Here is a 26,265-nt window from a genome sequence, read left to right as displayed (position 1 = left end):
GGCCGGCGCCTGATCGCCCACCCGCGCGGCAAGAAGAGCCAGTGCGTCGTCGGTGACCGCGTGCGCTGGCAGGCGGCCGGCGACGAGGCGGTGATCGAGGCGCTGGAGCCGCGCCGCAACCTGCTGTCGCGCCAGGACGAGTGGCGCACCAAATCCTTTGCCGCCAACATCGACCTGCTGCTGGTCGTGCTGGCCGGCGAGCCGGTGTTCAGCGAAAGCCAGTTGACCCGGGCGCTGATCGCCGCCGAGGACGCCGGCATCGCCAGCACCTTGCTGCTGAACAAGACCGACCTGCCCGCCGCCGCGCTCGCGCGCGAGCGCCTTGCACCCTACCGGGCGATGGGCGTGCCGGTGGTCGAGACGGCGCTGAAGGCCGCCCCGGCAGCGGCGCGAGAGACGCTCGCGCCGCTGCTGGCCGGCAAGGCGACCCTGGTGCTGGGCGCGAGCGGCATGGGCAAGAGCACGCTGATCAACCTGATGGTGCCGCGCGCCGACGCGCAGGTCGGCGAGATCTCACAAGCGCTCTCGGCCGGGCGCCACACCACCACGACGACGACCTGGTACTGGCTCGACGACACGCGCCGCGCCGCGCTGCTCGATTCGCCCGGCTTCCAGGAATTCGGCCTGATGCACATCGTGCCGCAGCGGCTGGCCGAGCTGATGCCCGACCTGCGTGCGCACTTGGGCCAGTGCCGCTTCTACAACTGCACCCACCGCCACGAGCCGGGCTGCGGCGTGCGCGCCGCCGCCGAGCGCGGCGAGATCGCCGCCACGCGGATGCGCCTGTACGAGGGCTTGTGGGACGAGCTGGAAGCGGGCCAGCGCAAAGGCTAACCGAGCAGGTTGGCAAGCTTCAGCAACGCCAGCAGCAGCATCCACAGCACGACCGAGCGCCAGACCAGGCCGACCACGCTGCCCAGGTGCCCCAGTTGCGGTGGCAGCCCCGGCGTGGAGCCGGCCGCCTCGGCGGCTTCGGCATCGCCGCCCTGGGCGAAGGTCTTCGACCGGTCCGGCGTCACGCCGGGCGCTGCGCCGCCGCCCAGCTGGACGCCCACCGCACCGGCCGCGGCCGCCAGGATGATGCCCTCGTTGGCGTGCTTCCACAGCTCGGCGTCGCGCCGCCAGCCGGCCACCGCCTCCTCGAAGTTGCCGACGACGGCAAAGCCGAACGCGGTCAGCCGGGCCGGCACGTGATCGATGATGCTGAAGGCGCGCTGCGACAGGTCACGCAGGTTCTCGTTGACCGCCACGCCGAGGGTGCGGCTCCTGAACGCCCAGTAGCGGCTCGCGAACTCGGCCATGCGGTAGGCCACCGCGCCAGCCGGGCCCAGGCCGAGCGCGGCCAGCACCACGTAGCAGAAGAAGACGCCGAACACATGCCGGTGCGCGGCCAGCAGCGCGTGCTCGAGCACGTGGCGCAGCAGTTCCGTGCGCGGCAGCTCGCTCGCGTCGAGATGGCGCCACTCGGCCAGCAGGCGGCGGGCCTGGTCTTCGTCACCACGCTCCAGCGCGTCCCGGATGTCGGTGAAGTAGTGGCTGAACTGGCGAAAGCCCAGCGTGAGGTAGATGACCACGACATCGAAGGCCAATGCGGCCAGCACGCTGAAGTGCACGATGGCAGCATGCACGCCCCAGGCCGCCAGCGCCGGCACGATCACCGTGACGAACCAGACCACCTTCGCATGCTGGGGCTTGCCGGCGTCGAAATTGCGCCCGGTCCAGCCGACCCAGTCGGCCAGCGAATCGTGCACCCAGTTGTCGCGCGGCAGAGGTTTGACCTGCTCGATCAGCAGCGCGAAGAGGACGGCGAAGAAACTCATCGCCGCGGATCATACCCAGCAGGGTGCGCAGTCACTCCGACAACAGGTGGTAGAGGTTGCGCAGCATGGCCGCCGTCGCGCCCCAGATGAAGTATTCGCGCGGGTCGCCATGGCCCGGGCGCCAGGGCATCGAGAGAAAGTGCCGCCGCGCCCCGCCGAACTCGAACTCGTGGTGCTGGTGATGGGCCGGGTTCATCAGGTACGGCAGCGGCACCTCGAAGGCCTCGGCCACCTCGAAGGTGTCGAGCGCCAGCACGTAGTCGGGCTTGACCAGGCCGACGACCGGCGTGACGACGAACCGGGTCACGGTGGTGTAGGTCGGCAAGTGGCCCAGGACTTCGACCACCCCGTGGCTCAGGCCCACCTCCTCCTCGGCTTCGCGCAGTGCCGTGGCGACGGCATCGGCATCGGTCGGCTCGGCGCGGCCGCCGGGGAAGCTGATCTGGCCGGCGTGGTCGTGCAGGTGGTCGGTGCGGCGGGTCAGCAGCACGTGCAGTTCGCCCGGGCGCTGCACCAGCGGCACCAGCACCGAGGCGGCCGTCGCCGGGCGGTCGCCGAACCAGTCCGCCCGCGCGCCATCCCCGACGATGGGCGCCTGCCAGTCGTCGACCCGTGCAAGGCGCGCGCGCAGCGCATCGGGCTGCAGACGCTCGAGCGCCACCGCGGGCAGGTCGGCGTCGTGGCGGACGACGGGAATCAGGTGGGGGTCGCGGATCGGCGCGCGGCCGGGGCGGGAGGACTGGGGCGGCTCGTCTGGGGGCATGGCGACCGAGCTTACGACAGGCGCAAAAAAGCCGCCTTGCGGGCGGCTCTCTTGGGGAGCAGAGCAGAAGCTCGGCTTACGCCAGCTTCTCTTTGATGCGCGCCGACTTGCCCGAGCGCTCGCGCAGGTAGTACAGCTTGGCGCGGCGCACGTCGCCGCGGCGCTTGACTTCGATCGAGGCGATCAGCGGGCTGTAGAGCTGGAAGGTCCGCTCGACGCCTTCGCCGCTGGAGATCTTGCGCACGATGAAGCTGGAGTTCAAGCCGCGGTTGCGCTTGGCGATCACCACGCCTTCGTAGGCCTGCACGCGCTTGCGCGTACCTTCGACCACGTTCACGTTGACGATGACCGTGTCGCCGGGCGCGAAGGCCGGGATGGTCTTGTTCAGGCGAGCAATTTCTTCTTGCTCGAGGGTTTGGATCAGGTCCACGGGGTTCTCCAAAGGGATCGTGCCGGCAGCTTGCTGGAATGCCGAGCGCCCATATGCTTCAAGCGCCCGCAGCAGGGAGGGGCCCCTGCTGCTTGTCATGTCTCCGGCAGAGGATCGAAAAGCCGATCATTATAGCGGATTGCCACTCGACGACGGCAGCTGCGCAAGGAAGCGCTCGTCGTCCCTCGTCAGTCGGCCCGCCGCCCGCGCCGCGTCGATCAGGTCGGGCCGGCGCCGCGCAGTCAGCGCCAGCGACTGCTCGCGCCGCCAGCGCGCGATCGCCGCATGGTGGCCCGACAGCAGCACCGGCGGCACCGGCAATGGGCCCTCGGGCGTGGCCAGCATCTCGGGCCGGCTGTAGTGCGGGCAGTCCAGCAGGCCGTCCTCGAAGCTGTCCTGCTCGTGCGAGCGCGGGTCGGCCAACACGCCCTCCTGCAGCCGGGCGACGCCGTCGAGCAGCGCCAGGGCCGGGATCTCGCCGCCGGACAGCACGAAATCGCCCAGGCTCAGCTCGAGGTCGGCATGGCGGTCGAGGAAACGCTGGTCGACGCCTTCGTAGCGCCCGCACAGCAGGATCGCGCCCGGCCCGGCCGCCATTTCGCGCAGCAGGGCCTGGTCGATGCGACGGCCGGTCGGGCTGAAGTGGATCAACAGGCCCGGCTCCGGCCGCGCGGCACGCACCGCGGCCAACGCGCGCTCCAGGGGCTCGGCCAGCATCACCATGCCGGGTCCGCCGCCGTAAGGCCGGTCATCGACCCGGCGGTAGTTGTCTTCGGCAAAGTCGCGCAGCGGCCAGAACCGGACGTTGACCTGGCCCGATTCGTATGCACGCCGCGTCACGCCCTGCGTCAGGAAGGGCGCAAACAGCTCGGGAAACAGCGTGATGACGTCGAAGCGCACGGGCAGTGGCGTCGTCGCGTCAGTAATCCAGGCCCCAGTCGACGGTGATGCGTCGGGCGGCCAGATCGACGGCATCGACGTAGGCGTCGACGAAGGGGATCAGCCGCTCGGCCTCGTCGGGCTTGGCATCGGGCGGCGCGTCGGGGCGCGGCACGCGCAGCACACAGTGCACGCCGGTGTCGATCAGGTCGCTGACCGTGCCGAGCAGCGCGCCGTCGCGGTTGACGACGTCCAGGCCGATCAAATCGATCCAGTAGTACTCGCCGTCCTTCGCCGTCGGGAAGCTCTGGCGCGAGATGAACACCCGGGCGCCCTTGAGCGCCTCGGCGGCGTTGCGGTCGGACACCTCCTGCGCACGGGCCACGACCAGCGCGCCCTGTTCGCGCGCTTCGGTGATCTTCAGCAGCCTCGGCGGCACGGTGGCAGCCGTCTTCGGCGCCGGGCCGGCCGGCGGCTTCAGGAACCAGCGACGGGAGGAGAACAGCGCCTGCGGGTCGGACGAGAAGGGCTGGACCTTGATCCCGCCCTGGATGCCCCAAGCGTCGACAATGCGGCCGACCTCGACCGCATCATCGGGCCAGGCCGGGGTGTCGTCGACGTCAGCGCTCATCCCGAGCTGCGACACGGCGCCCACCCCGACGACTGGCGTGGCTCAACGGCGATCGCCGTGGCCTCAGGCCGCCTTGGCCTTGGCCGTGTCGACCAGGCGCTGGACGGTGGGCGACAGCTGGGCGCCGACGCCGGCCCAGTAGGTCACGCGGTCCTGCACGACGCGCAGGCCTTCTTCACCTTCACCGGCCACCGGGTTGTAGAAACCGACGCGCTCGATGAAGCGGCCGTCACGGCGCTCGCGCGAGTCAGCCACGACGATGTTGTAGAACGGGCGCTTCTTGGCGCCACCACGAGACAGACGAATCACGACCATTTGTCGTTCCTTGGAAAGTTGTTCGACCACCGGGCCCGGGAGACACATCCGGGCCGGCCGGCCTGCTTGCCGCGAAGCCATCATGCTTGGCCGCGGCACACTCCGGCCCCGTAGATACGCCGCGCCCGGTGGTCGACCATGGATCGACCGTGCGAGCTCGACCGTGGCCGAAACATGAGATTATAGGCGGTTACTGCCGATGCGGCCAACGCCCCCTGCCCCACCCGCACCCATGCCAGCTTCCGCCCGCACCCTGATCCGGCCCAGCACGGCCGACGACCTGCCCGCCATCGCCGCCATCTACGGCGACGCCACGCTCACCGGCACCGGCACCTTCGAGCTCGAGCCGCCGGGCGAGGCCGAGATGGCGCGCCGCCGCGACGACGTGCTCGCCAAGGGCCTGCCGTGGCTGGTCGCCGAGGTCGACGGCCAGGTGCTGGGCTATGCCTACGCCAATCACTTTCGGCCCCGCCTGGCCTACCGCTTCTGCGTCGAGGATTCGATCTACCTGCACCGCCATGCGCGCGGCCAGGGCCTGGGCACGCTGCTGCTGGCCGAGTTGATGGCGCGCTGCGAAGCGGCCGGTGCGCGCCAGATGATGGCGGTGATCGGCGACAGCGACAACGCCGGCTCGATCGGCGTGCACCGGCGCCTTGGCTTCGAGCTGACCGGCGTGATGAAGAGCGTCGGCTGGAAGTTCGATCGCTGGCTCGATGTGGTGATCATGCAGCGCGCGCTCGGCCTGGGCGACCGCGAGCCCGCCGAGGCTTAGCCGATGAAATCGAAGACCCTGGCCACCTGGCTGGCGGTGCTCGGCGGCGGGTTGGGCGTGCACCGGCTTTATATGCGCGGCCCGCGCGACCCCTGGGCCTGGGCCTTCTGGCCGCCCACCCTGGTCGGCCTGGTCGGCGTCTGGCGCATGCGCCAGCTCGGGCAGGACGACATGCTGTCGTGGGCCCTGATCCCGCTGCTCGGGCTGTCGCTGTCGGTCGCGATGCTCAGCGCGATCGTGATCGGGCTGACGCCGGACGAGCGCTGGGCCGCCCGCCACGGCGCACCGGGCGAGCCGCCCGTCGCGAGCGGCTGGGGGCCGGTGCTTGGCGTGATCACCGCCCTGATGGTCGGCGGCGCGGTGCTGATGGGCACCATCGCCTTCGGCGGCCAGAAGTTCTTCGAGTGGGAGCAGCGGCAAGCGGGCGCTGACGCCGGGCGCTGAGTCGGCGCCGAAGCGCCGGGCGCGTCGGGTCAGTACAGCACCAGGCTGAGCCAGTAGAAGGCGCCAGCCACGAAGGCCGAGGCCGGGATCGTGAAGATCCAGGCCCAGACGATGTTGCTCGCCAGGCCCCAGCGCACGGTCGAAGCGCTGCGCACCGAGCCCACGCCGAGGATGGCACCGGTGATCGTGTGGGTCGTCGACACCGGCACGCCCAGCGCCGTGGCCAGGAACAGCGTCATCGCGCCACCGGTCTCGGCGCAGAAGCCGCCGACCGGCTTGAGCTTGGTCAAGCGCTGGCCCATGGTCTTGACGATGCGCCAACCGCCGAACATCGTGCCCATGCCGATCGCCACATAGCAGGCCCAGATCACCCAGCTGGGCGGCGAGGTTGCCTCGGCCGCCGTGTAGCCGGCCGCGACCAGCAGCATCCAGATGATGCCGATGGTCTTCTGCGCGTCGTTGCCGCCGTGGCCGAGCGAATACAGGCCGGCCGACACCAGCTGGAAACGGCGGAACCAGCGGTCGATGCGAAGTGGCGAGGTGCGGCGGAAGACCCAGGCGACCAGCACCATCATCAACGAGCCCAGCACGAAGCCGAGGATCGGCGAGATGAAGATGAAGGCCACGGTCTTCAGGATGCCGCCGGCGATCAGCTTCGCGCCGCCGGCCTTGGCCATCACCGCACCGACGATCCCGCCGATCAGCGCGTGCGAGCTCGATGATGGAATGCCGTACCACCAGGTGATCACGTTCCAGGTGATCGCGCCGACGAGCGCACCGAAGACCACGTGGTGGTCGACGACCCCCGGCTCGACGATGCCCTTGCCGATCGTCCTCGCGACGCTCAAGTGAAAGATCGCGATCGCGACCACGTTGAAGAACGCCGCAAAGAGCACCGCCTGCTGCGGCTTGAGCACGCCGGTGGACACGACGGTGGCGATCGAGTTCGCCGCGTCGTGGAAACCGTTCATGAAGTCGAACGCGACAGCCAGGAGCACCAGCACCGCGACAGACCAGAACGAGATGGAGACTGCTTCCATGCCAGGGCGGGCTCAGGAGTTCTCGAGGACGATGCCCTCGATCAGGTTGGCCACGTCCTCGCAACGGTCCGAGATCGATTCCAGGTGCTCGTAGATCGCCTTCAGCTTGATCAGTTCGCGGGTGTTTTCTTCTTCGCGGAACAGGCGCGACATCGCGCTGCGCATCACGCGATCGGCGTCGGACTCGAGGCGATCGATCTCCTCGCAGGTCTTGATCGCCGCCTCGGAGACCTCGGCCTGGCTCAGGCGCGGCAACAGCGACACCGCGTGCTGCACGCGCTCGGCGCACTTGACCGATATCTCGCCCAGGCGGATCACGTCTTCCGTCACGTGCTGCACGTCGTACAGCGCCATCACTTCGCTCGAGTCCTGCAGCAGGTCGAGGATGTCGTCCATCGCGTTGATCAGGCCGTGGATCTGCTCGCGGTCGATCGGCGTGATGAAGGTGCGATGCAGCAGGCGGTTGACCTCAGCGGTCACCTTGTCGGCACCGCGCTCGGCGGCATCGACTTCGCTCGCGTACTTCTCGCGCAAGTCGGCCGTGCTGTAGTACTGGAGCATCGACATGAAGGCGCGCGCGCCCTCTGCGATGTACTTGCCGTGCTGGTTGAACAGCTCGAAGAAGTTGCCATCCCTGGGCAACAGTTTGCCGAAAAGCATTCGGGTCTCCTCGTGGTGGCGCGGGTCTGCGCGCCTTCACAGTTCTGTCACCGAAGCGTCATCGGTGGGTCCGGGGCGCGATTGTAGGCAGCCGGGCTGTCGCCTTCAGTTCCGGAAGATGAAATAGACGGCGCCCACCAGGCCTGGACGGAGATCGGCAGCGAGCTCAGCGTTCATGGCCGGTCGGAAAGCCGCTCGATGGCCTGGCCGGCGACCGCGGGCAGCAGACCGGCCAGCGGCCCGAGGCCGGGCACGACCAGCGCCGGCACGAGCTCGGCCAGCGGCTGCAGCACGAAGGCGCGCAGGTGCAGCCGCGGGTGCGGCAGGGTCAGCTTGGGGTCGGCCAGACGCGTGTCGCCATGCAGCAGCAGGTCCAGGTCCAGCGTGCGCGGCGCGTTCGGGTAGGGGCGCTCGCGGCCGAAGCGCGCCTCGATCGCCTGCAGCACGCGCAGCAGGTCGCGCGGCGCCAGCGTCGTGTCGATCGCCGCCACGGCGTTGACGTAGTCCGGCCCGCCGGCATCGACCGGCGCGCTGCGGTAGAGCGACGAGCGACGCGCGCCCTGCACGCCCGGCGTGGCGGCCAGCGCCTCGAACGCGGCTTCGACCTGGGCGCGCGCGTCCCCCAGGTTGGCGCCCAACCCCACATACGCACGCACGGTGCTCATTCCGGCCCCCTCCAGCGCTCAGGCGTCGTGGCCGGGCGAGAACGGCGGCGGCAGGCCGTCGGCCGTGCGCGCGACGGCTGGCTTGCGGCGTCGGCGGCGGCGCTTGCGCGGGGCCTCGCCCGCTTCGGAGGCGTCCGCCATGCCCGGCGCCTCTTCGGGCATGTCGGACGCTGCGGCCACCTCGGCCGCCGGCTCGCCGACAGCCACGGGCGCCGCCGAGGCCCGCTTGGGCGCCCCGCCCCGCCGGGGCCGGCTCGTCTCGCGCACGGCCTCGATCAGCGCCTCGCGCTCGGCATCGTCACCGAGCGAGAAGTCTTCCCACCACTCGGCCAGCTCGACCGGGATTTCGCCGGCGTCCGCACGCAGGCGCAGGAAGTCGAAACCGGCGCGGAAACGCGGCTGCTCGACCAGCGAATACGGCGAGCTGCCGCTGCGGCGCTCGAATCGCGGCTGCATCAGCCAGATCTCGCGCATGTCGGTGGCCAGCTTGCCGCGGCCGGAGATGTCGCCTATGCGCGCGTCGAACACCGCGTCGACCGCCTGAGACAGCGCCGGCATCGGGTGCTCGCCTTCGGCGCGCAGCGCGCTCCACTTCACCTCGACGTCGTGCCACAGCATGCAGGCCAGCATGAAGCTCGGCGCCACCGCCTTGCCTTCGGCGACACGTCGGTCGGTGTCGGCCAGCGCCAGGTGCACGAAACGCTCGCGCGTGCTGCCCTCGGGCGTATTCGCCAGCACGGCCTCCAGCACCGGGAACACGCCGCGGTCCAGCCCATGCCGCTTCAGCTCGGCCAGGCTCGCCAGCGCGTGGCCGGTCTGCAGCAACTTGATCATCTCGTCGAACAGGCGCGAGGCCGGCACGTTGGCCAGCAGCGCCGCCATGCTCTTCAGCGGCTTGAGCGTCTTCGGCTCGATCGTGAAGCCGAGCTTGGCGGCAAAGCGGATCACGCGGACGATGCGCACCGGATCCTCGCGGTAGCGCGTCTCGGGGTCGCCGATCATGCGCAGCGTCTGCGCCTTCGCGTCCTTCAGGCCGTGGTGGTAGTCGATGACGACCTGGCTGCGCGGGTCGTAGTACATCGCGTTGACGGTGAAGTCGCGCCGCGCCGCATCCTCGATCTGCGGGCCCCAGACGTTGTCGCGCAGCACGCGTCCGCTGGCATCGACCACGTGGCTCTTGCCGGCCATCTCGTCCTTCGAGGTCTTCTCGTTGCCCTCGACCTGCTCGGCGGCGGCGGCGTCCATGTAGGCGCGGAAGGTCGAGACCTCGATCACCTCGTGGTCGCGGCCCCGGCCGTGGATCACGTGGACGATGCGAAAGCGGCGGCCGATGATGAAGGCGCGGCGGAACTGCGCCTTGACCTGCTCGGGCGTGGCGTTGGTCGCGACGTCGAAGTCCTTCGGGCGGCGGCCGACCAGCAGGTCGCGCACCGCGCCGCCGACGATGTAGGCCTCGTAGCCGGCGTCCTGCAGCGTCGTGACGACGCGCACCGCCCGCTCGTCGAGCAGGCTCGGGTCGATGCCGTGCTCGGCAGCCGGCACCTCGGCCCGTTTGCCGAGCGGGATGCGGCCCGCCTGGGCCCGCGCGCCGCCGGCGGCGGGCTGCTTGCCCAGCAGCTTGTCGATGAATTTGCGAATCATGAAGTCTCGAAGAGTCTGAGGATGCGCCAGCCGCGCTCGCGCGCGATGGCCTCGAGGGCCGGCGTCGGGTTGGTCGCGATCGGCGTGCGCACCCGCTCGAGCAGGGGCAGGTCGTTGGTCGAATCGCTGTAGAACAGCACGTCGTCGAAATCGGCCCATTGGCGCCCTTGCGCCGCGAGCCAGGCCTCGACGCGGGTGACCTTGCCCTCGCGGAAGGTCGGCACGCCCCGCGAGCGGCCGGTGACCCGGCCATTGTCGTCGCGCTCGAGCTCGACCGCCAGCAGTTGCTCGACACCGAAGGCGCTGGCGATCGGCCGGGTGACGAACTCGTTGGTCGCGGTGACCACCACCACGAGGTCGCCGGCATCGAGGTGCCCGGCCACCAGCGCCCGGGCGGCGGCGCGAAGCTGCGGGCCGATCACCTCGCGCATGAAACGCTCGCGCGCCGCTTCGGCCTCGGCGACCGGGCGGTCGCGCCAGGCCGATGTCGCGAACTCCAGGTACTCCGCCAGATCCAGCGTGCCGGCCTGGTACTGGGCGTAGAAGCCGTCATTGCGCGCGCGCCAGGTGCCGGCATCGACCCAGCCGATGGCGACCATGTATTCGCCGAACGCGTGGTCGGAATCCGTGGGCAGCAGCGTGCCGTCGAGGTCGAACAGGGCCAGCTTCATGGGCCCGTCCCCTCTTCGCTCATCATCTTCTTCAGCAGCGGCACGGTCACCGCGCGGCGCTCGGCGAGCGAGAAGCGGTCGAGCTGGGCCAGCAGCGCCATCAGCGAGCCCAGGTCGCGGGCGAAACGGGTCAGCAGGTAGTCCATCACCTCGTCAGACAGGAAGATGCCGCGCCGGTCGGCTTCGCGGCGCAAGGCGGCACGGGTGCCGGCCTCGCTCAGTGGCTTGATCGCATGCACCTGGCCCCAGCCGAGCCGGGTGCGCAGGTCGTCTCGCACCGGCAGGTCCACCGGCGGGAAGCGGCCGGCGGCGGCCACCTGCACCCCGTGCGTCGTCGCCTCGACGAACAGCGCGAAGGCCGCATGCTGGCGGGCCGCGTCGAGGCGATCGGCATCGTCGATCACGATCAGCCACCAGCCTTCGTCGAAGGTCCAGGGCAGCGGGGTCGTGGCATCGAACCAGCCGACGCGGGCGCCCTCACCGCGCAGCTGCCGCGCCAGGGCTGCCAGCAGATGCGTCTTGCCGGCACCGGCCGGGCCCCAGAGGTAGATCGGCGGCGACGGCACGGCCAGGCGGCGCAGTGCGTCCAGCGCCGCGGCGTTCTCGCCGATGACGAAATTGTCGAAACCCGGTTCGGCCTCGACGCCGATCGGCAGCGGAATCTGCTTCATGGACGGTACAACCCGCTGCCGAGGTAGGCGGCCGTCACGCGCCGGCCCGCCACGAGCGCCACGGCCGACAGCGGCAGCGCGATCAGCACGCCGACGAAGCCGAACAGGTGGCCGCAGGCCAGCAGCGCGAAGATCACCGCCAGCGGCGGCAGCCCGATGCGCTCGCCGACCAGGCGCGGCGTCAGGACGAAGCTCTCGAGCAGCTGCCCGATGCCATAGACCACCGCGACCGCCGCGACGCCATACCAGCCGGCGAACTGCAGCACGCCGGCCAGCAGCGCCAGCACCAGGCCGAGGCCGAAGCCCAGGTAGGGAATGAAGATCGCGAGGCCGGTGAACACCCCCACCGGCAGAGCCAGCTCGAAGCCGGCGACCGCCAGCGCCAGCGCGTAGTAGACGGCCAGGATCAGCATCACCAGCGCCTGGCCGCGCAGGTACTGGCCGAGGACCGCATCGCACTCGGCGAGGAAGGCGTCGACCTGCGGGCGGTGCCGCGGCGGCACCAGCGACAGGCTGCGCGCGGTCAGCTGCGGCCAATCCAGCAGCAGGTAGAACAGCACCGCCGGGACCAACACCGCGTTGCCCAGCAGCGCGAGCAGGATGCTGCCGCCGATGCGCGCCGAGCTCAGCGCCGCGGCGATCCAGTCTTCCAGGTTGCCGTCCAACCCCTGGAGCACCATCGCCTTGATGCCGGCCACGTCGAGCGAGACGTTGATGCCGAACTGGGCCAGCCAGGGCGAGAGGTGCTGGTTCAGGCGGTCGGCCAGCAGCGGGATCTGCTCCTTCAGCAGCGGCAGCTCCTTGGCCAGGATGGGCACGACCAGCAGCGCCAGCGCCAGCACGCCCAGCACCGCGGCCAGCACCACGAGCGACACGGCCAGCACGCGCGGCACACGGCGCGCGGCCATGCGCTCGACGGCCGGGTGCAGCGCGTAGGCCAGGCTCGCGCCGAGCAGGAAGGGCATCAGCACCGGCGCCAGCGCCCACACGATGGCCAGGGCGGCGGCCGCGATCAACAGCCAGCTCAGGGTTTGGCGCTGGGCGGGGGTCAAGGTCATGGGTCAGCCGCGGCGAGGGTCGCCCGGCAGTGCAGCAGGAAACTGAAAACGGCGGATTTTAGGTGCCGCCACACAGGCCGTTCAGTGCAGCAGCGGTCGCGGGCTGTCACGCAGCTCGGCCAGCATGCGGCGCATCGGCTCGGCATCGGCCGCGTCCGGCTCGTGCGCCAGGTAGGCCACCAGGTCGTCGGCGGCCGCGTCGGGCTGGCCGAGCTCGGCCAGCGTCAGGCCGCGGTCGCGCCGCTCGTCCCAGGCATCGGGCAGCAGGCAGACCAGACGGTGCTGGACCGACAGCAGGCTGGTGAAATCCTCGGCCTGCTGGTGGATGGACTTCAGGTTGCGCAGCATGCGGGCGAGGATGTCGCGCGGCGTGGCCGACTGCAGGAAAAGCCCCAGCGGCACCTCGAAGTCGCCGACCAAGCCCTGCTTGCGGCGCAAAGGCTCCAGCCGCTCCTCGAGTTCTTCGCGCGAGAGCGAGCGGCCGTTGAAGGGATCCATCACCGCCTCGCCGTGCGGCAGCCGCAGCTTGACGAGGAAATGGCCGGGGAAGGACACACCGCGCGCCGTCAGCCCGGCGTGGCCGGCCAGCTCGATGTAGAGCAGCGCCAGCGAGATCGGGATGCCGCGGCGGCTCGCCAGCACCTGGTGCAGGTAGCTGTTGGCGGCGTCGTAGTAATCGTTGACGTTGCCGGCGAAGCCCAGTTCGCGGAAGAAATAGCGGTTCAGCGTGCGCAACCGGTGCATCGCGCTGGCATCGGCCGGCAGGCGGCGCCGGAGCCGGTCGCCGAGGGCCTCGATCTCGTCGATCACTGCCTGCGGGTCCAGGCTCGGGTCGGCATCCTGGCCGAGCGAGACCGCGGCCTCCAGCAAGGCGAAGTGCTCGTCCTCGGCCACCAGCGACGCAAAATACTCCAGCGGGCTGGGCGCATCGAGGCGCAGCGGCAGGCTCATGGTCTCAAGTGTAGGACTTTTGCCACCATGCGGCAGCGGCCGACGCCCCTCGATCCGGGGGCGCTTCAGCCGCGGCGGACGAACTGGCGCAAACGCAGGCCGGCCAGCGCCAGCAGCCCGAAGTAACCCAGCACGGCCACGGCGATGACGCCGGCAAGCCAGGCCACGCGCAAACCGGGCTGGGCCTGCAGCGCGAGCCAGTCGAGCTGCATCGAGGCGAAGGCCAGGCCACCGCCCAGCGCCACGTTGGCCGGCAGCACGCGGGCCACGAAGCCGGCCCAGCCGGGCGCCGGCCGGTAGTGGCCCTGACGGCGCAGGCCCCACAACAGCCAGCCGGCGTTGATCAGCGCGCCCAGGCCGATCGACAGCGCGAGGCCGGCATGGCCCAGCCATGGCACGAAGGCCAGGTTCATCAATTGCGTGCAGACCAGCACGACGACCGCGATGCGCACCGGCGTGCGCAGATCCTGCTGGGCAAAGAAGCCGGGCGCCAGCACCTTCACGCCGATGATGCCCAGCAGGCCGCAGCCGTAGCCGCGCAGCGCCAGCACCGTCATCTCGACCGCCTCGACGCTGAACTTGCCGTAGTGGAACAGCACCGCGACCAGCGGCTTGGCGAACAACCCCATCGCCACCGCGAACGGCAAGGCCAGCAGCACGACCAGCCGCAGCCCCCAGTCGAGCTGGGCCGAATAGCCGGCGTCGTCGTTCTGCGCCCGCTTGGCCGACAGCCCCGGAATCAGCACGACGCCCAGCGCGACACCCAGCAGCGCGGTCGGGAATTCCATCAGGCGGTCGGCGAAGAACAGCCAGGAGACGGCCCCCGGCCCCAGGTGCGAGGCGATCTGGGTGTTGATCAGCAGCGACAGCTGCGCCACCGACACGCCCAGCAGCGCCGGCGCCATCTGGGTCAGCAGGCGATGCACGCCCGGGTGCGCCCAGGCCCGCCGCCAAGCGGCCGGGCCAAAACCGATGTGCGGCAGGCAGCCGATGCCGCGCAGCGCGGGGATCTGGATCGCCAGCTGCAGTGCGCCACCGATCATCACCCCGGCCGACAGCGCGTGGATCGGCCGGATGTGATGCTGTTCCAGCCACGGCGCGAGGAACAGCGCCGCGCCGATCACGGCGATGTTCAGCAGCACCGGCGTTGCCGCCGGCAGCGCGAAGCGGCGCCAGGTGTTCAGGATGCCGGCCGACAGCGCGACGAGCGACATGAAGCCGATGTAGGGGAACATCCAGCGCGTCATCACGACGGCCAGCCCCAGTTCCTGCAGGCCGGCGCCGAACAGCCAGACGACGATCGGCGCACCCACCACGCCCAGCACGCAGGTCAGCAGCAGCGCGGCGACCAGCACGGTGGCGACCGCGTCGACCAGCCGGCGCGTGGCATCGTCGCCGTCGGTGGCCCGAGTAGCGGCAAGGATCGGGACGAAGGCCGACGAGAACGCGCCTTCGGCGAACAGGCGCCGCAGCAGATTCGGGATGCGGAAGGCGACGTTGAAGGCGTCGGTCAGCGCGCCGGCGCCGAAACTGGCGGCGATGAGCTGGTCGCGCACCAGGCCGGTCACGCGCGACAGCAAGGTCCAGAGCGATACCGTCGACGCGGCCTTCAGGAGGTTCATGCAGAAACCGGCGCCGCGATGAAGGGCCCGGCAGGAGGACGGCAAAGGCGGCGGATTGTAGCCAGCCGCCCCCAGCGCCGAGCTGGCAGGCCGGGCAGCGCCTTGCCTGGCACTTCGGGAAACTGCTATACTCGACGGTCTTTTCCCACCTGGAAAACCCACTACACCCATGGCCACCTCTTCCAAAGCCAAGAAGCGCACCGTGCGCCTGGCCTCGGGCCGCAAGCGCGCCCGCCAAGACGTCAAGCTGAACGCCGCCAATTCGTCGCTGCGTTCGAAGTTCCGCACCTCGATCAAGAGCGTTCTGAAGGCGGTTGCCGCCGGCGACAAGAGCAAGGCGACCGAGCTGTTCAAGACCGCCCAGAGCGTGATCGACTCGATCGCCGACAAGGGCCTGTTCCACAAGAACAAGGCCGCTCGCCACAAGAGCCGCCTGTCGGCCAAGGTCAAGGCGCTGGCCGCCTGAAGACCTTCTTCCAGGTGGAATGACGAAGGGCCCGCAAGGGCCCTTTTTCATTTCTCCGGCTTGTCCGGCAGCAGGCAGGCGTCGGCCACCTGCAGCCCGTTGTCGCGGGCGAAGTTCATCACGAAGTCCCACGCCATCGGCTCGATGTCGCGCAGCGCTTCGTTGACGATCACGCACTTCACGCCGTTGATCACGCGCGGCACGCAATAGGGCGAGTAGCCGATGTGGGCGCCGGGCCCACCGACCATGCCGCCCGGGCGGAACGATGACATCGCGCCGGCCAGGCGCTCGGCCCAATCGCTGGGGCGGAAGGTCCGGCCTTCCAGGGTCACACCCTGGATGAAGACTTGGCGGGGTTTGGAAACGGTCATCGTGCGCAACGCTCGCGGAACCAGGCGTTGTACGGGCGAAAGCTGGCGGGGCACTGACGCCACCGCGGCCACCGCGACCAACGCTGCTGGCGTCAAGCGAAGCAGCTATTGTGCCTTGGACTTGCTGCGCCGCAGCATGTGCCAGCCGCCCAGTGGCGGTGACCCTCAGCAGCCCGCGGCCGATCTCGGTCGTTTGACACGCTCGCCTTAGAATCGGCCGAGGGCTGGCGCGTGATGGAGCTGACGCGGCCGGCCCTTCTCATTTGCGCCGCCGACAGGAGCCCTCGCCCCATGACCGCCTCGATGCCCCATGTGATGAACACCTACGGGCGTTTGCCGATCGCCCTGTCGCACGGCCAGGGTTGCCGTGTCTGGGACACGAACGGCAAGCGTTACCTCGACGGCCTGGGCGGCATCGCGGTCAACACGCTCGGCCATGCGCACCCGAAGCTGGTGCCCGCGCTGCAGGAGCAGGTCGCCCGGCTGATCCACTGCTCGAACTACTACGAGAACCCGCTGCAAGAGCGCCTGGCCGCCAAGCTGTGCGAACTGTCGGGGCTGGAAGCGGTGTTCTTCTGCAACTCCGGCCTCGAGGCCAACGAGGGCGCCCTGAAGATCGCGCGCAAGTTCGGCCACGACAGGGGCATAGCCCGGCCCGAGGTGATCGTCTTCGAGAAGGCCTTCCACGGCCGCTCGATCGCGACGCTGTCGGCCACCGGCAATCCCAAGGTGCAGGCCGGCTTCGAGCCGCTGGTCGAAGGTTTCGTGCGGGTGCCGCTGAACGACATCGCCAGCGTGCAGGCGATCGCCGACACGAACCCCAACGTGGTCGCCGTCTTCCTCGAGACCATCCAGGGCGAAGGCGGCATCAACCCGGCGCGCTGGGACTACCTGCGCGCGCTGCGGGCGCTGTGCGACGAGCGCGGCTGGCTGCTGATGCTCGACGAGGTGCAATGCGGCATCGGCCGCACCGGCAAGTGGTTCGCGCACCAATGGGCCGGCATCGAGCCGGACGTGATGCCGCTGGCCAAGGGGCTGGGCTCGGGCGTGCCGGTGGGCGCGATCGTGGTCGGCGAGAAGGCGAAGAACGTCCTCGGCCCCGGCAACCACGGCACCACCTTCGGCGGCAACCCGCTGGCGATGCGCGCCGGCATCGAGACGCTCGAGATCATGCAGGCCGACGGGCTGCTGGACAACGCAGCGCGGGTCGGCGCCCACCTGAAGGCCGCGCTGGAGCAGGCTTTCGCCGGCGAGTCCGGCGTGAAGGAAGTGCGCGGCGCCGGCCTGATGCTGGGCATCGAGCTCGACCGGCCGTGCGGCGTGCTGCTCGGCCGCGCGATGGAAGCCGGCCTGCTGCTGTCGGTGACCGCCGACAGCGTGATCCGCCTGGTGCCGCCGCTGATCCTGACCACCGCCGAGGCGGACGAGATCGTCGCCCTGCTCGCGCCGCTGGTGAAGGCCTTTCTCGCCGAACCGCTCCCTGCCCCATGAAACCCGGGTACTCATTGATGAAGCACTACCTGCAATTCAAGGACTTCCGCGCCGAGGAATACGCCTACCTGTTCGAGCGCGCACGCGTGATCAAGCAGCGCTTCAAGAACTACGAGAAGTACCAGCCGCTGGTCGACCGCACGTTGGCGATGATCTTCGAGAAGGCCAGCACGCGCACCCGCGTCAGCTTCGAGGCCGGTATGTACCAGATGGGCGGCTCGGTGGTGCACCTGACCACCGGCGACAGCCAGCTCGGCCGCGCCGAGCCGATCGAGGATTCGGCCCGCGTCATCAGCCGCATGGTCGACATCGTGATGATCCGCACCTTCGAGCAGACCAAGATCGAGCGCTTCGCCGCGTACTCGCGGGTGCCGGTGATCAACGGCCTGACCAACGAGTACCACCCCTGCCAGATCCTGGCCGACCTGTTCACCTACCTCGAGCACCGCGCGCCGGTGCACGCGCGCGGCTTCGACATGGACTGCCTGAAAGGCAAGGTCGTCGCCTGGGTCGGCGACGGCAACAACATGGCCAACACCTGGCTGCAGGCGGCCGAGATCCTCGGCTTCACGGTGCACGTCAGCACGCCGAGCGGCTACGAGGTCGACCCGAAGGTGGCCGGCATCGCCGACACCGGCTGCTACAAGGTCTTCAAAGACCCGAAGGAAGCCTGCCGCGGCGCGCACCTCGTGACCACCGACGTCTGGACCAGCATGGGCTACGAGGCCGAGAACGAGACGCGCCTGAAAGCCTTTGCCGACTGGTGCGTCGACGCCGACATGATGGCCGCGGCGCAGCCCGATGCCCTGTTCATGCACTGCCTGCCGGCGCACCGCGGCGAGGAGGTCACGGCCGAGGTGATCGACGGGCCGCAGTCGGTGGTGTGGGACGAGGCGGAGAACCGCATGCACGTGCAAAAGGCCCTGATGGAGTACCTGCTGCTGGGCCGCATAGGATGACGCATCAGCCTGCCGTCAGGCCGGCGCCGCATGCTCGCGGCAGGAGACAAGAGCCGTCATGAAGCTCGCATTGATCACCGACCTGCACGCCAACCGCGAGGCCGTGCAGGCGGTGCTGGACCATGCCCGCGCCGAGGGCGCGGATCGCTACGCCTTCCTGGGCGACTACGTCGGCTACGGTGCCGACCCGGCCTGGGTCGTCGACACCGTGATGGCCTATATCGAGCAGGGTGCGATCGCCGTCGGCGGCAACCACGACGCTGGGGTGGCCCAGGGCCCTTCGCCGACGATGCGGCTCGACGCGCGCCGTGTGATCGAGTGGACCCACGCCCAGCTTGACGAGCGGCAACTGACCTTCTTGCGCGGCTTGCCGCTGTCCTGCACCGACGGCAACATGCTCTTCGTGCACGCCAACGCCTTCGCACCGGCCGAGTGGGAGTACATCCAGGGCCGGATCGAGGCGGTGCGCAGCCTGCACGCCACGCCCTGCCAGTACACCTTCTGCGGCCACATGCACGAACCCAAGCTGTTCCACCTGTCCGGCACCGGCAAGGCGGGCGACTTCGTGCCGACGCCGGGCGTGCCGATCCCGGTGCCGCCGCACCGGCAGTGGCTGGTGATCCCCGGCTCGGTCGGCCAACCGCGCGACGGCAACCCGGCCGCCTGCTACGCGATCATCGACGTGGCAGAGCAGATGCTCACCTACCACCGGGTGCCCTACGACCACGAGGCGGCCGCCGACAAGATCCGTCGCGCCGGCCTGCCGCCGGCCCTGGCCGACCGGCTCGCGCGCGGCGAGTGATGGAGAGCAATTCCTACTTCAGCCCCGGCTCGACCGCGATGCCGCAAACACTCGCGGCCGGGCAGGTGATCGACCACTTCCGCCTCGAGGAACTGCTGCACCGCGGCGGCATGGCCACGCTGTGGCGCGTCACCCGCCTGGCGCCCGATGGCCAGGCGGTGCCGAACGACATCCCGCTGATCATGAAGGTGCCGCGCATCAAGGGCGGCGAGGACCCGGCCACGATCGTCGGCTTCGAGGTCGAGCGCATGATCATGCCGATGCTCTCGGGCCCCCATGTGCCCAGGTTCATCGCCAAGGGCGACTTCACGCGCCAGCCCTACATCGTGATGGAGCACATCCCGGGCCCTTCGCTGCGCCCGCGCCTGGACGAGGCGCCGCTGGCGCTGGACGAGGTCGTCGAGATCGGCTCGCGCGTGGCCGCCGCGCTGCACGAGCTGCATCGCCAGCACGTCGTTCACCTGGACATCAAGCCGAGCAACATCCTGTTCCGGCCCGACGGCACGGCGGTGCTGGTCGACTTCGGCCTGTCACGCCACGACCACCTGCCCGACCTGCTCGACGAGGAGTTCACGCTGCCGATGGGCACCGGGCCCTACATGTCGCCCGAGCAGGTGCAGTTCGTTCGCAACGACCCGCGCAGCGACCTGTTCGCGCTCGGCGTGATGCTCTACCACTTCACGACCGGCGAGCGGCCTTTCGGCGCGCCCGATTCGGTGCGTGGCCTGCGCAAGCGGCTGTACCTCGATCCGGTGCCGCCACGGGCGATCCGGCCGGACTGCCCGCCCTGGCTGCAGGAGGTCATCCTGAAGTGCCTGGAGGTCAAGCCCGAGAACCGCTTCCAGAGCGCGGCCCAGCTGTCGCTGGCGCTGCAGGATCCGCTGCAGATCCCGCTCACCCGACGGGCCGAGCGGCTGCAGCGCTCGAGCGCCTTCAAGCGCTTCAAGCGCTGGTTCTTCGCGCTCGGCTCCGAGCCCGAGGTGCGGCCGCAGACCGCGAGCGACCAGGTCAAGAAGAGCCCGATCATCCTCGCGGCGGTCGACGTCGAATCGGGCAGCAGCCGGCTGCTCGAGGAATTGCGCGAAACCGTGCGCCGCATCGTGCTGACCGAGCCGGGGGCGCGCCTGGCCTGCGTCGCCGTGATGCGCATCGCCCGCATCGGCATGGACGAACTGACCGACGCGCAGGGCCAGAGCCTGCACGTCAAGCAATTGATCGGGCTGAAGCACTGGGCTCGGCCGATCAGCAAGGCGCTCAACCTCGACGAGGGGCGGCTGACCTTCCACGTACTCGAAGCGCCGGACCCGGCCGCGGCGATCGTCGACTTCTCGCGCCGCAACCAGATCGACCACATCGTGATGGGCGCGCGCGGCAACTCGGCGCTGCGGCGTTACCTGGGCAGCGTGTCGTCGCAGGTGGTGGCCGAATCCGATTGCACGGTCACGGTCGTGCGCGCCGCCGAAGCCGCCGAGGCCGCCGAGGCCGCAGCCGTCGCCGACGAGAAGGCCTGAAATGCCGCCGCCTGCGCCGCTTCGCGCCGGTCCCCCGGGGAAATCAGGCCGCGTGGGGCGGCCCGTCGCGGCCTGATGCCCGCCGCCGACAACCCCTGCGTCCGTTGCGGCGCCTGCTGCGCGAGCTTTCGCGTCGACTTCGCGCGCGACGAGCTGGCCAGCGCGGGCGGCTGCGTGCCCGACGGCCTGGCGGTGGACGTGACTGACCAGACCTGCCGCATGCGTGGCACCGACCATGCGCAGCCGCGCTGCGCGGCGCTCACGGGCCGCGTCGGCACCGATGCCCGCTGCGGCATCTACGAGTGGCGCCCGGCGCCGTGCCGCGAGTTCGGCATGCTCGCGCCCCTGGGCCGGGGCGACACGGCCTGCGCGCGGGCCCGCGCGCGCCACGGCCTGCCGCCACTGCCGGCCTGAGCGCCGGGACCCTCAGGCTGCCGCCGGGGCGAGCCGGAAGACGCGCACCGCGTCGACCAGCCGGCCGGCCTGCTCGCGCAGGCTGTCGGACGCCGCGGCGCTTTCCTCGACCAGGGCAGCGTTCTGCTGCGTGACCTGGTCGAGTTGCGTCACCGCGGTGTTGACCTGCTCGATGCCCCGCGTCTGCTCGTGTGCCGCGGTGCTGATCTGGCCGACCAGCGTGCTGACCTCGTGCACCTGGTCGACCACGCCTGCCATCGCCTGCCCGGCCTGGCGCGCCAGGCCGTGGCCCGTCTCGATGCGTTCGACGCTGGCCTGGATCAGGGTCTTGATCTGCCGTGCCGAGCTGGCACTGCGCTGCGCCAGGTTGCGCACCTCGTCGGCGACGACCGCGAAGCCGCGGCCGTGCTCGCCGGCCCGGGCCGCCTCGACCGAGGCATTCAGGGCCAGGATGTTGGTCTGGAAGGCGATGCCTTCGATGACGCCGACGATCTCGCTGATCTCGCGGCTGGAGGCGGCCATCTGGTCCATCGTATCGACGACCTGGCCGACCACCTGGCCGCTGCGCGCCGCGGCCTCGCAGGTGCGCGCGGCGACCATGCAGGCGGCGCCAGCCGATTCGGCGTTCTGCCGCACGGTGCCGGCCAGCTGCTCCATCGACGCGGCCGTCTGCTGCAGGTTCGCGGCCTGTTCCTCGGTGCGCTGCGACAGGTCCGCGGTGCCGGTGGCGATCTGCGACGATCCGGTCGCGATGCCTTCCGAGCCCTCGCGCACCTGCCCGACGACCCGGGCCAGGCTGTCGTTCATGCGGCGCAGCGCGCGCAGCAGGCGGCCGGTCTCGTCGCTGGTCGTGGCCTCGATCGTCGAGCCGAGGTCGCCGTCGGCCACGGCCTCGGCCACCGCCACCGCGCGCCCGATCGGGCGGCTGATCGAGCGGGCCAGCGCCCAGGACACCGCCATGCCGATCACGACGCAGGCCAGCGCCGTCGCGGCGAGCTCCAGGCGCATCGAATCGACGTTTCGGATCACCGCGGCACCGCTGTCGATCGCGCGCTGGTTCTGCAGTCGGTCCAGCGCGTCCACCTCGGCCTGCAAGGCGTCGATCGCCGGCAGCATCTGGCGCTGCAACAGCTGCGTGGCCTCGTCGCGCTGGCCGGCGGACAGCAGCCGGGCCACCTCGCCGAAGGAGGCCACGTAGGCGGCCCGAAGCGCCTTCACGCGCACGAGCTGCGCCCTCGCATCAGGCTCGCCGACAAGTTCGTCCAGGGTCGCCAGCGCCTCGTCGACGATGCGCTTGTTCTCGCCGATGCGCTGGCGGATGCGCTCGCCCTGGTCGGGCGTGTCGGCGAAGAACAGCTCCATCGTGCGCCGCGCATTGGCGCGGGTCACGGTGGTGATCCGGCTGGTCGCGCCGGCCTTGGCCCAGTCCCGCGTGACGATCGTGTCGACGCGGCGGCCGACCTCGCCGAGCTGGACCATCGACAGGCCGACGATGGCAAGGACGACGACCAGCAGGCCGCCGAAGCCGAGACCTAGCCGCAGCCGCAGGCTCAGGTTGGCGATGATGTTCATGGGGCTCCCTGTCTGACGGAATGCCACTGCTATCGGCTGCGCCGCGAGCGGCTTCACGCCGGCATGCAGCGGGGCTGATGCGCATCAAAGGGAGCTTGCCCTCGGGCCGGAGGGCCTTGCCATGAAGCAAAAAGGGGCAGGCCGCTGCACGCGGCCCGCCCCATCCAACGACGTCGGTTCTCTTTGTCGATCAGTCCGCCTGCTTGCGCAGGAAGGCCGGGATCTCGATCTCGTCCATGCCGTTCGAGCTGAGCGCCTCGACCTTGGCCGCCGCCTGCGTCCGGCCGGTGCGCCAGACGCTCGGGGTGGCGAGCTGGCTGTAGTCCTGCTGCGGCATGGCGGGCGCGGCGTGCGCGGCGCCGATCGGCGCGGCGCTGCCGACCGGGTTGTTCAGCAGCGGCAGGTTGTCGGTGCCGGTGCGCAGGGCCGGTTGCGTCTGCACCACCGTCAGCGGCGCCTGCGCACGGCGGGCCGACGACAGGCCGGTGGCGATCACCGTCACGCGCAGCTGGTCGCCCAGCGAATCGTCGTAGGCGGTGCCGTAGATCACATGGGCATCGTCCGCGGCGTAGCGGCGGATCGTGTTCATCGCGTTCTTGCTCTCGGCCAGCTTGAAGGTCGAGCGCGCGGCGGCGATCAGCACCAGCACGCCACGCGCGCCGGACAGGTCGATGCCCTCCAGCAGCGGGCAGGCGACGGCCGCCTCGGCCGCCTTGTGGGCGCGGTCCGGGCCGCCGGCCATGGCCGTGCCCATCATCGCCTTGCCGGGCTCGCTCATCACCGTCTTCACGTCCTCGAAGTCGACGTTGACCAGGCCGGGGATGTGGATGATGTCGCTGATGCCGCCGACGGCGTTCTTCAGCACGTCGTTGGCATGCGCGAAGGCCTGATCCTGGGTGACGTCGTCGCCCAGCACTTCCAGCAGCTTCTCGTTGAGCACGACGATCAGCGAGTCGACGTTGGCCTCCAGCTCGCAGACCCCGGCATCGGCCTGCTTGCCGCGCCGGCCGCCTTCGAAATCGAAGGGCTTGGTGACCACGCCGACGGTCAGGATGCCCATCTCCTTCGCGACCCGGGCAATCACCGGTGCCGCGCCGGTGCCGGTGCCGCCGCCCATGCCGGCGGTGATGAACAGCATGTGCGCCCCGTCGATCGCCTGGCGGATGCGGTCCACCGCCTCTTCGGCCGCGGCCTTGCCGACGTCGGGCTTGGAGCCGGCGCCCAGGCCCGTCGAGCCCAGCTGCACCAGCTGCGCCGCGGCGCTGCGGTTCAGTGCCTGCGCATCGGTGTTGGCGCAGATGAACTCCACGCCCTGCACGCCTTGCGAAATCATGTGCTCGACGGCATTGCCGCCACCACCCCCGACGCCGATCACCTTGATCTGCGTGCCTTGGTCGAATTCCTCGATCATCTCGATGGCCATATGAACCTCCGTCGTCTGTGTTGCAGTTGCCGTACGTACTAACGTTGAACTTCAGAACCCGGCCCCGTGATCGGGGCTCTTCGTTCTCCGCCTTGAAACCCTAGAAGTTGCCCAGCAGCCAGTCCTTGGCCTTGCCGAACATCGTCTTCACCGAACCCGCCTGCTGCTGCGCCTTGAAGCCGCGCGTGTGCGCCAGCCTCGCCTCCTCCAGCAGGCCCATCACAGTGGCCGAACGCGGGTTCGCCACCATGTCGAACAAGGCGCCGGAATAGGTCGGCAGGCCCTTGCGGACCGGCTTGAGGAAGATGTCCTCCCCGAGCTCGACCATGCCCGGCATCACCGCCGTGCCGCCGGTGATCACGATGCCCGAGGACAGCAGCTCCTCGTAGCCCGAATCGCGGATCACCTGGTGCACCAGCGAATAGATCTCTTCGACCCGCGGCTCGATCACGCCGGCCAGGGCCTGGCGGCTGAGCATGCGCGGCACGCGGTCGCCCAGGCCCGGCACCTCGACCTGCTCGCTCGGGTCGGCCAGCAGCTGCTTGGCCACGCCGTACTCGACCTTGATCTCTTCCGCGTCCTTGGTCGGCGTGCGCAGCGCCATCGCGATGTCGCTGGTGATCAGGTCGCCGGCGATGGGAATCACGGCCGTGTGTCGGATCGAGCCGCCGGTGAAGATCGCCACGTCGGTCGTGCCGGCACCGATGTCGACCACCGCGACGCCGAGATCCTTCTCGTCGTCGGTCAGCACGGCCGCGGCCGAGGCGGTGGGCGACAGGCACAGCTGCTCGACCTCCAGCCCGCAGCGGCGCACGCACTTGAGGATGTTCTCGGCTGCGCTCTGCGCGCCGGTGGCGATGTGCACCTTGACCTCGAGCCGGCTGCCGCTCATGCCGATCGGCTCTTTCACCTCGTGGCCGTCGATCACGAACTCCTGCGATTCGACCAGCAGCAGCCGCTGGTCGTTCGGGATGTTGATCGCCTTGGCGGTCTCGATCACGCGCGCCACGTCGTGCGGCGTGACTTCGCGGTTGTCGCGCACGATCACCATGCCGGTGGAGTTCTGGCCACGGATGTGGCTGCCGGTGATGCCGGTGTAGACGCGCTCGATCTTGCAGGCGGCCATCATCTCGGCCTCCTTCAGCGCCTGCTGGATCGACTGCACCGTGGCGTCGATGTTGACCACCACGCCGCGCTTCAGGCCGTGCGAGCTGGCCACGCCCAGCCCCGCCACGCGCAGCTCGCCGCCGGGCATGACCTCGGCCACCACCACCATCACCTTGGCGGTGCCGATGTCGAGCCCGACAACGAGATCCTTGTATTCCTTGGCCATCGATGTGTTTCTCTCAATCCGTCGTGGTGTCGCTCGCCGCGGCCGGCGCGAGCGGGCCCTTCAGCCGAAGGGCGTAGCCGTCGGCATGGCGCAGGTCGGCGTGGTCCCAGTTGCGGCGCTGGCGCGTGGCCACCTGGGTGACCGTGCGGACGAAGCGCGCCGTGCGGGCCAGCACCTCCTCGTCGCTGCCGCGCCCGAGCTCGAGCTCGGCCCCGTTGTCCAGCTCGATCTGCCACGAGCCGCGTCCCGACAGCGCGACGCGCGCCGGCGCCACGTCCAGCGGTTTGAACACCGGCAACAGGCGGCGGTACATCGCCAGGATCGCGGCCGCGGCGGCATCGTCCTCGCCGGCGAACTCGGGCAGGTTGTCGTCGTCGATGTCGCCCAGGTTGGCCTCGAAGACCTCGCCGTAGGAGTTGACCAGCCGGTCATTGCCCTCGTCGCCCTTCCACACCGCGACCGGGTGGTGCTCTTCCATGCGCACCACCAGCCGGTTCGGGAACACGCGCTGGACGACCACGCGCCGGACCCAGGGCACCGCCTCGAACGCGCGGCGCGCGGCCTGCAGGTCGAGCGTGAAGTAGTTGCCCGCCAGGCGCGGCGCGGCGTTGGCGCGGATCGTCGCCGCGCTGTTGCGGGTGACCTCGCCTTCGAGCCGGATCGCCTTGAACGCGAAGGCCGGCTGGCGCGCGACCCAGGCCGCGCCGGCGGCGAGCAGCACCACGCCGGCGAGCACGACGATCGCCAGCGCGGTGGCGTTCATCATGCGCACGTCGGGCGGCAGGCTGCTGGCGGCGGCGGCCATCTCGTTCACGGCTCCTTCCCGACGCGCTGGCTGACGATCGAGTCGAGCGTCGCGCCGGCCAGCAGGTGCAGGCAAAGCTGCTCGT

Annotated in this window: 29 protein-coding genes; 9 read left to right on the top strand and 20 right to left on the bottom strand. The window is 70.1% G+C overall.

The genetic code is table 11. From position 1 onward, the window contains the following. A partial coding sequence (gene rsgA / locus VJ693_RS00610) for a ribosome small subunit-dependent GTPase A (RefSeq protein WP_324151516.1) occupies positions 1-834 on the top strand: 834 nt, incomplete at its 5' end. Here the strand turns inward: rsgA and VJ693_RS00605 are convergent. The 6 genes from VJ693_RS00605 to rpsP all read right to left on the bottom strand — a co-directional run bounded on the left by VJ693_RS00605 (position 831) and on the right by rpsP (position 4,838). Next, on the bottom strand, positions 831-1,820 hold the full coding sequence (locus VJ693_RS00605) for a CobD/CbiB family protein (protein ID WP_324151515.1): 990 nt from the start codon (positions 1,818-1,820) through the stop codon (positions 831-833). The two genes, rsgA and VJ693_RS00605, sit on opposite strands and share 4 nt — an antisense overlap. A gap of 31 nt (positions 1,821-1,851) precedes the next feature. Then, the gene (locus VJ693_RS00600) at positions 1,852-2,583 is read right to left on the bottom strand and encodes a CoA pyrophosphatase (RefSeq protein ID WP_324151514.1); all 732 of its coding nucleotides are present in this window, start codon (positions 2,581-2,583) and stop codon (positions 1,852-1,854) included. 76 nt (positions 2,584-2,659) lie between these two features. Continuing rightward, positions 2,660-3,013, bottom strand: a complete 354-nt coding sequence (gene rplS / locus VJ693_RS00595) for a 50S ribosomal protein L19 (protein WP_324151513.1) — start codon at positions 3,011-3,013, stop codon at positions 2,660-2,662. Between the two features lie 129 nt (positions 3,014-3,142). Then, positions 3,143-3,913, bottom strand: coding sequence for a tRNA (guanosine(37)-N1)-methyltransferase TrmD (gene trmD / locus VJ693_RS00590; protein ID WP_324151512.1), 771 nt, complete (start codon positions 3,911-3,913; stop codon positions 3,143-3,145). A gap of 19 nt (positions 3,914-3,932) precedes the next feature. Continuing rightward, positions 3,933-4,523: a ribosome maturation factor RimM gene (rimM, locus tag VJ693_RS00585; RefSeq protein WP_324151511.1), complete on the bottom strand. Its 591-nt coding sequence runs from the start codon at positions 4,521-4,523 to the stop codon at positions 3,933-3,935. A 63-nt stretch (positions 4,524-4,586) separates the two neighbouring features. After that, positions 4,587-4,838: a 30S ribosomal protein S16 gene (gene rpsP / locus VJ693_RS00580; RefSeq protein WP_324151510.1), complete on the bottom strand. Its 252-nt coding sequence runs from the start codon at positions 4,836-4,838 to the stop codon at positions 4,587-4,589. Between the two features lie 232 nt (positions 4,839-5,070). On the opposite strand from rpsP, the gene VJ693_RS00575 reads away from it, so the two are divergent. After that, on the top strand, positions 5,071-5,610 hold the full coding sequence (locus VJ693_RS00575) for a GNAT family N-acetyltransferase (RefSeq protein ID WP_324151509.1): 540 nt from the start codon (positions 5,071-5,073) through the stop codon (positions 5,608-5,610). Between the two features lie 3 nt (positions 5,611-5,613). Then, the gene (locus VJ693_RS00570; RefSeq protein WP_324151508.1) at positions 5,614-6,054 is read left to right on the top strand and encodes an NINE protein; all 441 of its coding nucleotides are present in this window, start codon (positions 5,614-5,616) and stop codon (positions 6,052-6,054) included. A gap of 29 nt (positions 6,055-6,083) precedes the next feature. On the opposite strand, the gene VJ693_RS00565 is transcribed toward VJ693_RS00570, so the two are convergent. The 9 genes from VJ693_RS00565 to murJ all read right to left on the bottom strand — a co-directional run bounded on the left by VJ693_RS00565 (position 6,084) and on the right by murJ (position 15,033). After that, positions 6,084-7,094 (bottom strand): anion permease, encoded by a 1,011-nt coding sequence (locus VJ693_RS00565; RefSeq protein WP_324151507.1) that lies wholly within the window; start codon positions 7,092-7,094, stop codon positions 6,084-6,086. A gap of 12 nt (positions 7,095-7,106) precedes the next feature. After that, positions 7,107-7,754 (bottom strand): DUF47 domain-containing protein, encoded by a 648-nt coding sequence (locus VJ693_RS00560; RefSeq protein WP_324151506.1) that lies wholly within the window; start codon positions 7,752-7,754, stop codon positions 7,107-7,109. A 173-nt stretch (positions 7,755-7,927) separates the two neighbouring features. Further along, positions 7,928-8,434 carry a 2-amino-4-hydroxy-6-hydroxymethyldihydropteridine diphosphokinase gene (folK, locus tag VJ693_RS00555; RefSeq protein ID WP_324151518.1) on the bottom strand — a complete coding sequence of 169 codons (507 nt, stop codon included), beginning with the start codon at positions 8,432-8,434 and terminating at the stop codon, positions 7,928-7,930. A 3-nt stretch (positions 8,435-8,437) separates the two neighbouring features. Then, positions 8,438-10,060, bottom strand: a complete 1,623-nt coding sequence (gene pcnB, locus VJ693_RS00550; protein WP_324151505.1) for a polynucleotide adenylyltransferase PcnB — start codon at positions 10,058-10,060, stop codon at positions 8,438-8,440. After that, positions 10,057-10,731: an HAD-IB family hydrolase gene (locus VJ693_RS00545; RefSeq protein WP_324151504.1), complete on the bottom strand. Its 675-nt coding sequence runs from the start codon at positions 10,729-10,731 to the stop codon at positions 10,057-10,059. The genes pcnB and VJ693_RS00545 overlap by 4 nt, the downstream gene beginning before the upstream one ends. Then, positions 10,728-11,402, bottom strand: coding sequence for a DnaA regulatory inactivator Hda (gene hda, locus VJ693_RS00540; protein ID WP_324151503.1), 675 nt, complete (start codon positions 11,400-11,402; stop codon positions 10,728-10,730). The genes VJ693_RS00545 and hda overlap by 4 nt, the downstream gene beginning before the upstream one ends. Continuing rightward, positions 11,399-12,460 (bottom strand): AI-2E family transporter, encoded by a 1,062-nt coding sequence (locus tag VJ693_RS00535; RefSeq protein WP_324151502.1) that lies wholly within the window; start codon positions 12,458-12,460, stop codon positions 11,399-11,401. The genes hda and VJ693_RS00535 overlap by 4 nt, the downstream gene beginning before the upstream one ends. 81 nt (positions 12,461-12,541) lie before the next feature. Further along, a complete protein-coding gene (locus VJ693_RS00530; protein ID WP_324151501.1) occupies positions 12,542-13,411 on the bottom strand; it encodes a SirB1 family protein in 870 nt (289 codons plus the stop codon). Positions 13,412-13,476: 65 nt separating this feature from the next. Next, positions 13,477-15,033, bottom strand: coding sequence for a murein biosynthesis integral membrane protein MurJ (gene murJ, locus VJ693_RS00525; protein ID WP_324151500.1), 1,557 nt, complete (start codon positions 15,031-15,033; stop codon positions 13,477-13,479). A gap of 169 nt (positions 15,034-15,202) precedes the next feature. Between murJ and rpsT the strand changes: the two genes are divergently transcribed. Further along, positions 15,203-15,499: a 30S ribosomal protein S20 gene (rpsT, locus tag VJ693_RS00520; protein ID WP_324151499.1), complete on the top strand. Its 297-nt coding sequence runs from the start codon at positions 15,203-15,205 to the stop codon at positions 15,497-15,499. A 47-nt stretch (positions 15,500-15,546) separates the two neighbouring features. Here the strand turns inward: rpsT and VJ693_RS00515 are convergent, their stop codons facing one another. Next, positions 15,547-15,870: a DUF3579 domain-containing protein gene (locus VJ693_RS00515; protein WP_324151498.1), complete on the bottom strand. Its 324-nt coding sequence runs from the start codon at positions 15,868-15,870 to the stop codon at positions 15,547-15,549. Positions 15,871-16,161: 291 nt separating this feature from the next. Here VJ693_RS00515 and VJ693_RS00510 point away from each other — a divergent pair, with 291 nt between their 5' ends. From VJ693_RS00510 to VJ693_RS00490, 5 genes are all read left to right on the top strand, one after another. Then, positions 16,162-17,361 (top strand): aspartate aminotransferase family protein, encoded by a 1,200-nt coding sequence (locus tag VJ693_RS00510; protein ID WP_324151497.1) that lies wholly within the window; start codon positions 16,162-16,164, stop codon positions 17,359-17,361. Further along, on the top strand, positions 17,358-18,320 hold the full coding sequence (argF, locus tag VJ693_RS00505; RefSeq protein WP_324151496.1) for an ornithine carbamoyltransferase: 963 nt from the start codon (positions 17,358-17,360) through the stop codon (positions 18,318-18,320). The genes VJ693_RS00510 and argF overlap by 4 nt, the downstream gene beginning before the upstream one ends. 58 nt (positions 18,321-18,378) lie before the next feature. After that, positions 18,379-19,122, top strand: coding sequence for a metallophosphoesterase family protein (locus tag VJ693_RS00500; protein ID WP_324151495.1), 744 nt, complete (start codon positions 18,379-18,381; stop codon positions 19,120-19,122). After that, a complete protein-coding gene (locus tag VJ693_RS00495) occupies positions 19,122-20,633 on the top strand; it encodes a bifunctional serine/threonine-protein kinase/universal stress protein (protein WP_324151494.1) in 1,512 nt (503 codons plus the stop codon). The genes VJ693_RS00500 and VJ693_RS00495 overlap by 1 nt, the downstream gene beginning before the upstream one ends. Before the next feature lie 75 nt (positions 20,634-20,708). Beyond that, positions 20,709-21,047, top strand: coding sequence for a YkgJ family cysteine cluster protein (locus VJ693_RS00490; protein WP_324151493.1), 339 nt, complete (start codon positions 20,709-20,711; stop codon positions 21,045-21,047). A 12-nt stretch (positions 21,048-21,059) separates the two neighbouring features. Here VJ693_RS00490 and VJ693_RS00485 read toward each other — a convergent pair whose 3' ends face one another. From VJ693_RS00485 to VJ693_RS00470, 4 genes are all read right to left on the bottom strand, one after another. Beyond that, entirely contained in the window at positions 21,060-22,619 is a 1,560-nt protein-coding gene (locus tag VJ693_RS00485; protein ID WP_324151492.1) for a methyl-accepting chemotaxis protein, read from the bottom strand. Positions 22,620-22,809: 190 nt separating this feature from the next. Continuing rightward, entirely contained in the window at positions 22,810-24,042 is a 1,233-nt protein-coding gene (ftsZ, locus tag VJ693_RS00480) for a cell division protein FtsZ (RefSeq protein WP_324151491.1), read from the bottom strand. 100 nt (positions 24,043-24,142) lie between these two features. Then, a complete protein-coding gene (gene ftsA, locus VJ693_RS00475) occupies positions 24,143-25,375 on the bottom strand; it encodes a cell division protein FtsA (RefSeq protein WP_324151490.1) in 1,233 nt (410 codons plus the stop codon). Between the two features lie 13 nt (positions 25,376-25,388). Next, on the bottom strand, positions 25,389-26,180 hold the full coding sequence (locus VJ693_RS00470; protein ID WP_324151517.1) for a cell division protein FtsQ/DivIB: 792 nt from the start codon (positions 26,178-26,180) through the stop codon (positions 25,389-25,391). Positions 26,181-26,265 lie beyond the last annotated feature (85 nt).

The sequence above is a fragment of the Ideonella sp. genome, assembly GCF_035254525.1.
Taxonomy (GTDB): Bacteria; Pseudomonadota; Gammaproteobacteria; order Burkholderiales; family Burkholderiaceae_C; genus Ideonella.
Note: the sequence above shows the minus strand (reverse complement) of the source record. Positions and strands in the feature narration are given on the sequence as shown.

Coding starts and splice junctions, on each gene's coding strand:
- VJ693_RS00515 (WP_324151498.1), bottom strand. CDS start 15,870: ATGACCGTTTCCAAACCCCGCCAAGTCTTCATCCAGGGTGTGACCCTG.
- VJ693_RS00470 (WP_324151517.1), bottom strand. CDS start 26,180: ATGGCCGCCGCCGCCAGCAGCCTGCCGCCCGACGTGCGCATGATGAAC.
- VJ693_RS00500 (WP_324151495.1), top strand. CDS start 18,379: ATGAAGCTCGCATTGATCACCGACCTGCACGCCAACCGCGAGGCCGTG.
- rpsT (WP_324151499.1), top strand. CDS start 15,203: ATGGCCACCTCTTCCAAAGCCAAGAAGCGCACCGTGCGCCTGGCCTCG.
- VJ693_RS00565 (WP_324151507.1), bottom strand. CDS start 7,094: ATGGAAGCAGTCTCCATCTCGTTCTGGTCTGTCGCGGTGCTGGTGCTC.
- rpsP (WP_324151510.1), bottom strand. CDS start 4,838: ATGGTCGTGATTCGTCTGTCTCGTGGTGGCGCCAAGAAGCGCCCGTTC.
- argF (WP_324151496.1), top strand. CDS start 17,358: ATGAAACCCGGGTACTCATTGATGAAGCACTACCTGCAATTCAAGGAC.
- VJ693_RS00605 (WP_324151515.1), bottom strand. CDS start 1,820: ATGAGTTTCTTCGCCGTCCTCTTCGCGCTGCTGATCGAGCAGGTCAAA.
- pcnB (WP_324151505.1), bottom strand. CDS start 10,060: ATGATTCGCAAATTCATCGACAAGCTGCTGGGCAAGCAGCCCGCCGCC.
- VJ693_RS00600 (WP_324151514.1), bottom strand. CDS start 2,583: ATGCCCCCAGACGAGCCGCCCCAGTCCTCCCGCCCCGGCCGCGCGCCG.
- VJ693_RS00575 (WP_324151509.1), top strand. CDS start 5,071: ATGCCAGCTTCCGCCCGCACCCTGATCCGGCCCAGCACGGCCGACGAC.
- ftsZ (WP_324151491.1), bottom strand. CDS start 24,042: ATGGCCATCGAGATGATCGAGGAATTCGACCAAGGCACGCAGATCAAG.
- VJ693_RS00490 (WP_324151493.1), top strand. CDS start 20,709: ATGCCCGCCGCCGACAACCCCTGCGTCCGTTGCGGCGCCTGCTGCGCG.
- rimM (WP_324151511.1), bottom strand. CDS start 4,523: ATGAGCGCTGACGTCGACGACACCCCGGCCTGGCCCGATGATGCGGTC.
- murJ (WP_324151500.1), bottom strand. CDS start 15,033: ATGAACCTCCTGAAGGCCGCGTCGACGGTATCGCTCTGGACCTTGCTG.
- VJ693_RS00510 (WP_324151497.1), top strand. CDS start 16,162: ATGACCGCCTCGATGCCCCATGTGATGAACACCTACGGGCGTTTGCCG.
- VJ693_RS00530 (WP_324151501.1), bottom strand. CDS start 13,411: ATGAGCCTGCCGCTGCGCCTCGATGCGCCCAGCCCGCTGGAGTATTTT.
- VJ693_RS00485 (WP_324151492.1), bottom strand. CDS start 22,619: ATGAACATCATCGCCAACCTGAGCCTGCGGCTGCGGCTAGGTCTCGGC.
- VJ693_RS00545 (WP_324151504.1), bottom strand. CDS start 10,731: ATGAAGCTGGCCCTGTTCGACCTCGACGGCACGCTGCTGCCCACGGAT.
- ftsA (WP_324151490.1), bottom strand. CDS start 25,375: ATGGCCAAGGAATACAAGGATCTCGTTGTCGGGCTCGACATCGGCACC.
- VJ693_RS00495 (WP_324151494.1), top strand. CDS start 19,122: ATGGAGAGCAATTCCTACTTCAGCCCCGGCTCGACCGCGATGCCGCAA.
- VJ693_RS00560 (WP_324151506.1), bottom strand. CDS start 7,754: ATGCTTTTCGGCAAACTGTTGCCCAGGGATGGCAACTTCTTCGAGCTG.
- hda (WP_324151503.1), bottom strand. CDS start 11,402: ATGAAGCAGATTCCGCTGCCGATCGGCGTCGAGGCCGAACCGGGTTTC.
- VJ693_RS00570 (WP_324151508.1), top strand. CDS start 5,614: ATGAAATCGAAGACCCTGGCCACCTGGCTGGCGGTGCTCGGCGGCGGG.
- VJ693_RS00535 (WP_324151502.1), bottom strand. CDS start 12,460: ATGACCTTGACCCCCGCCCAGCGCCAAACCCTGAGCTGGCTGTTGATC.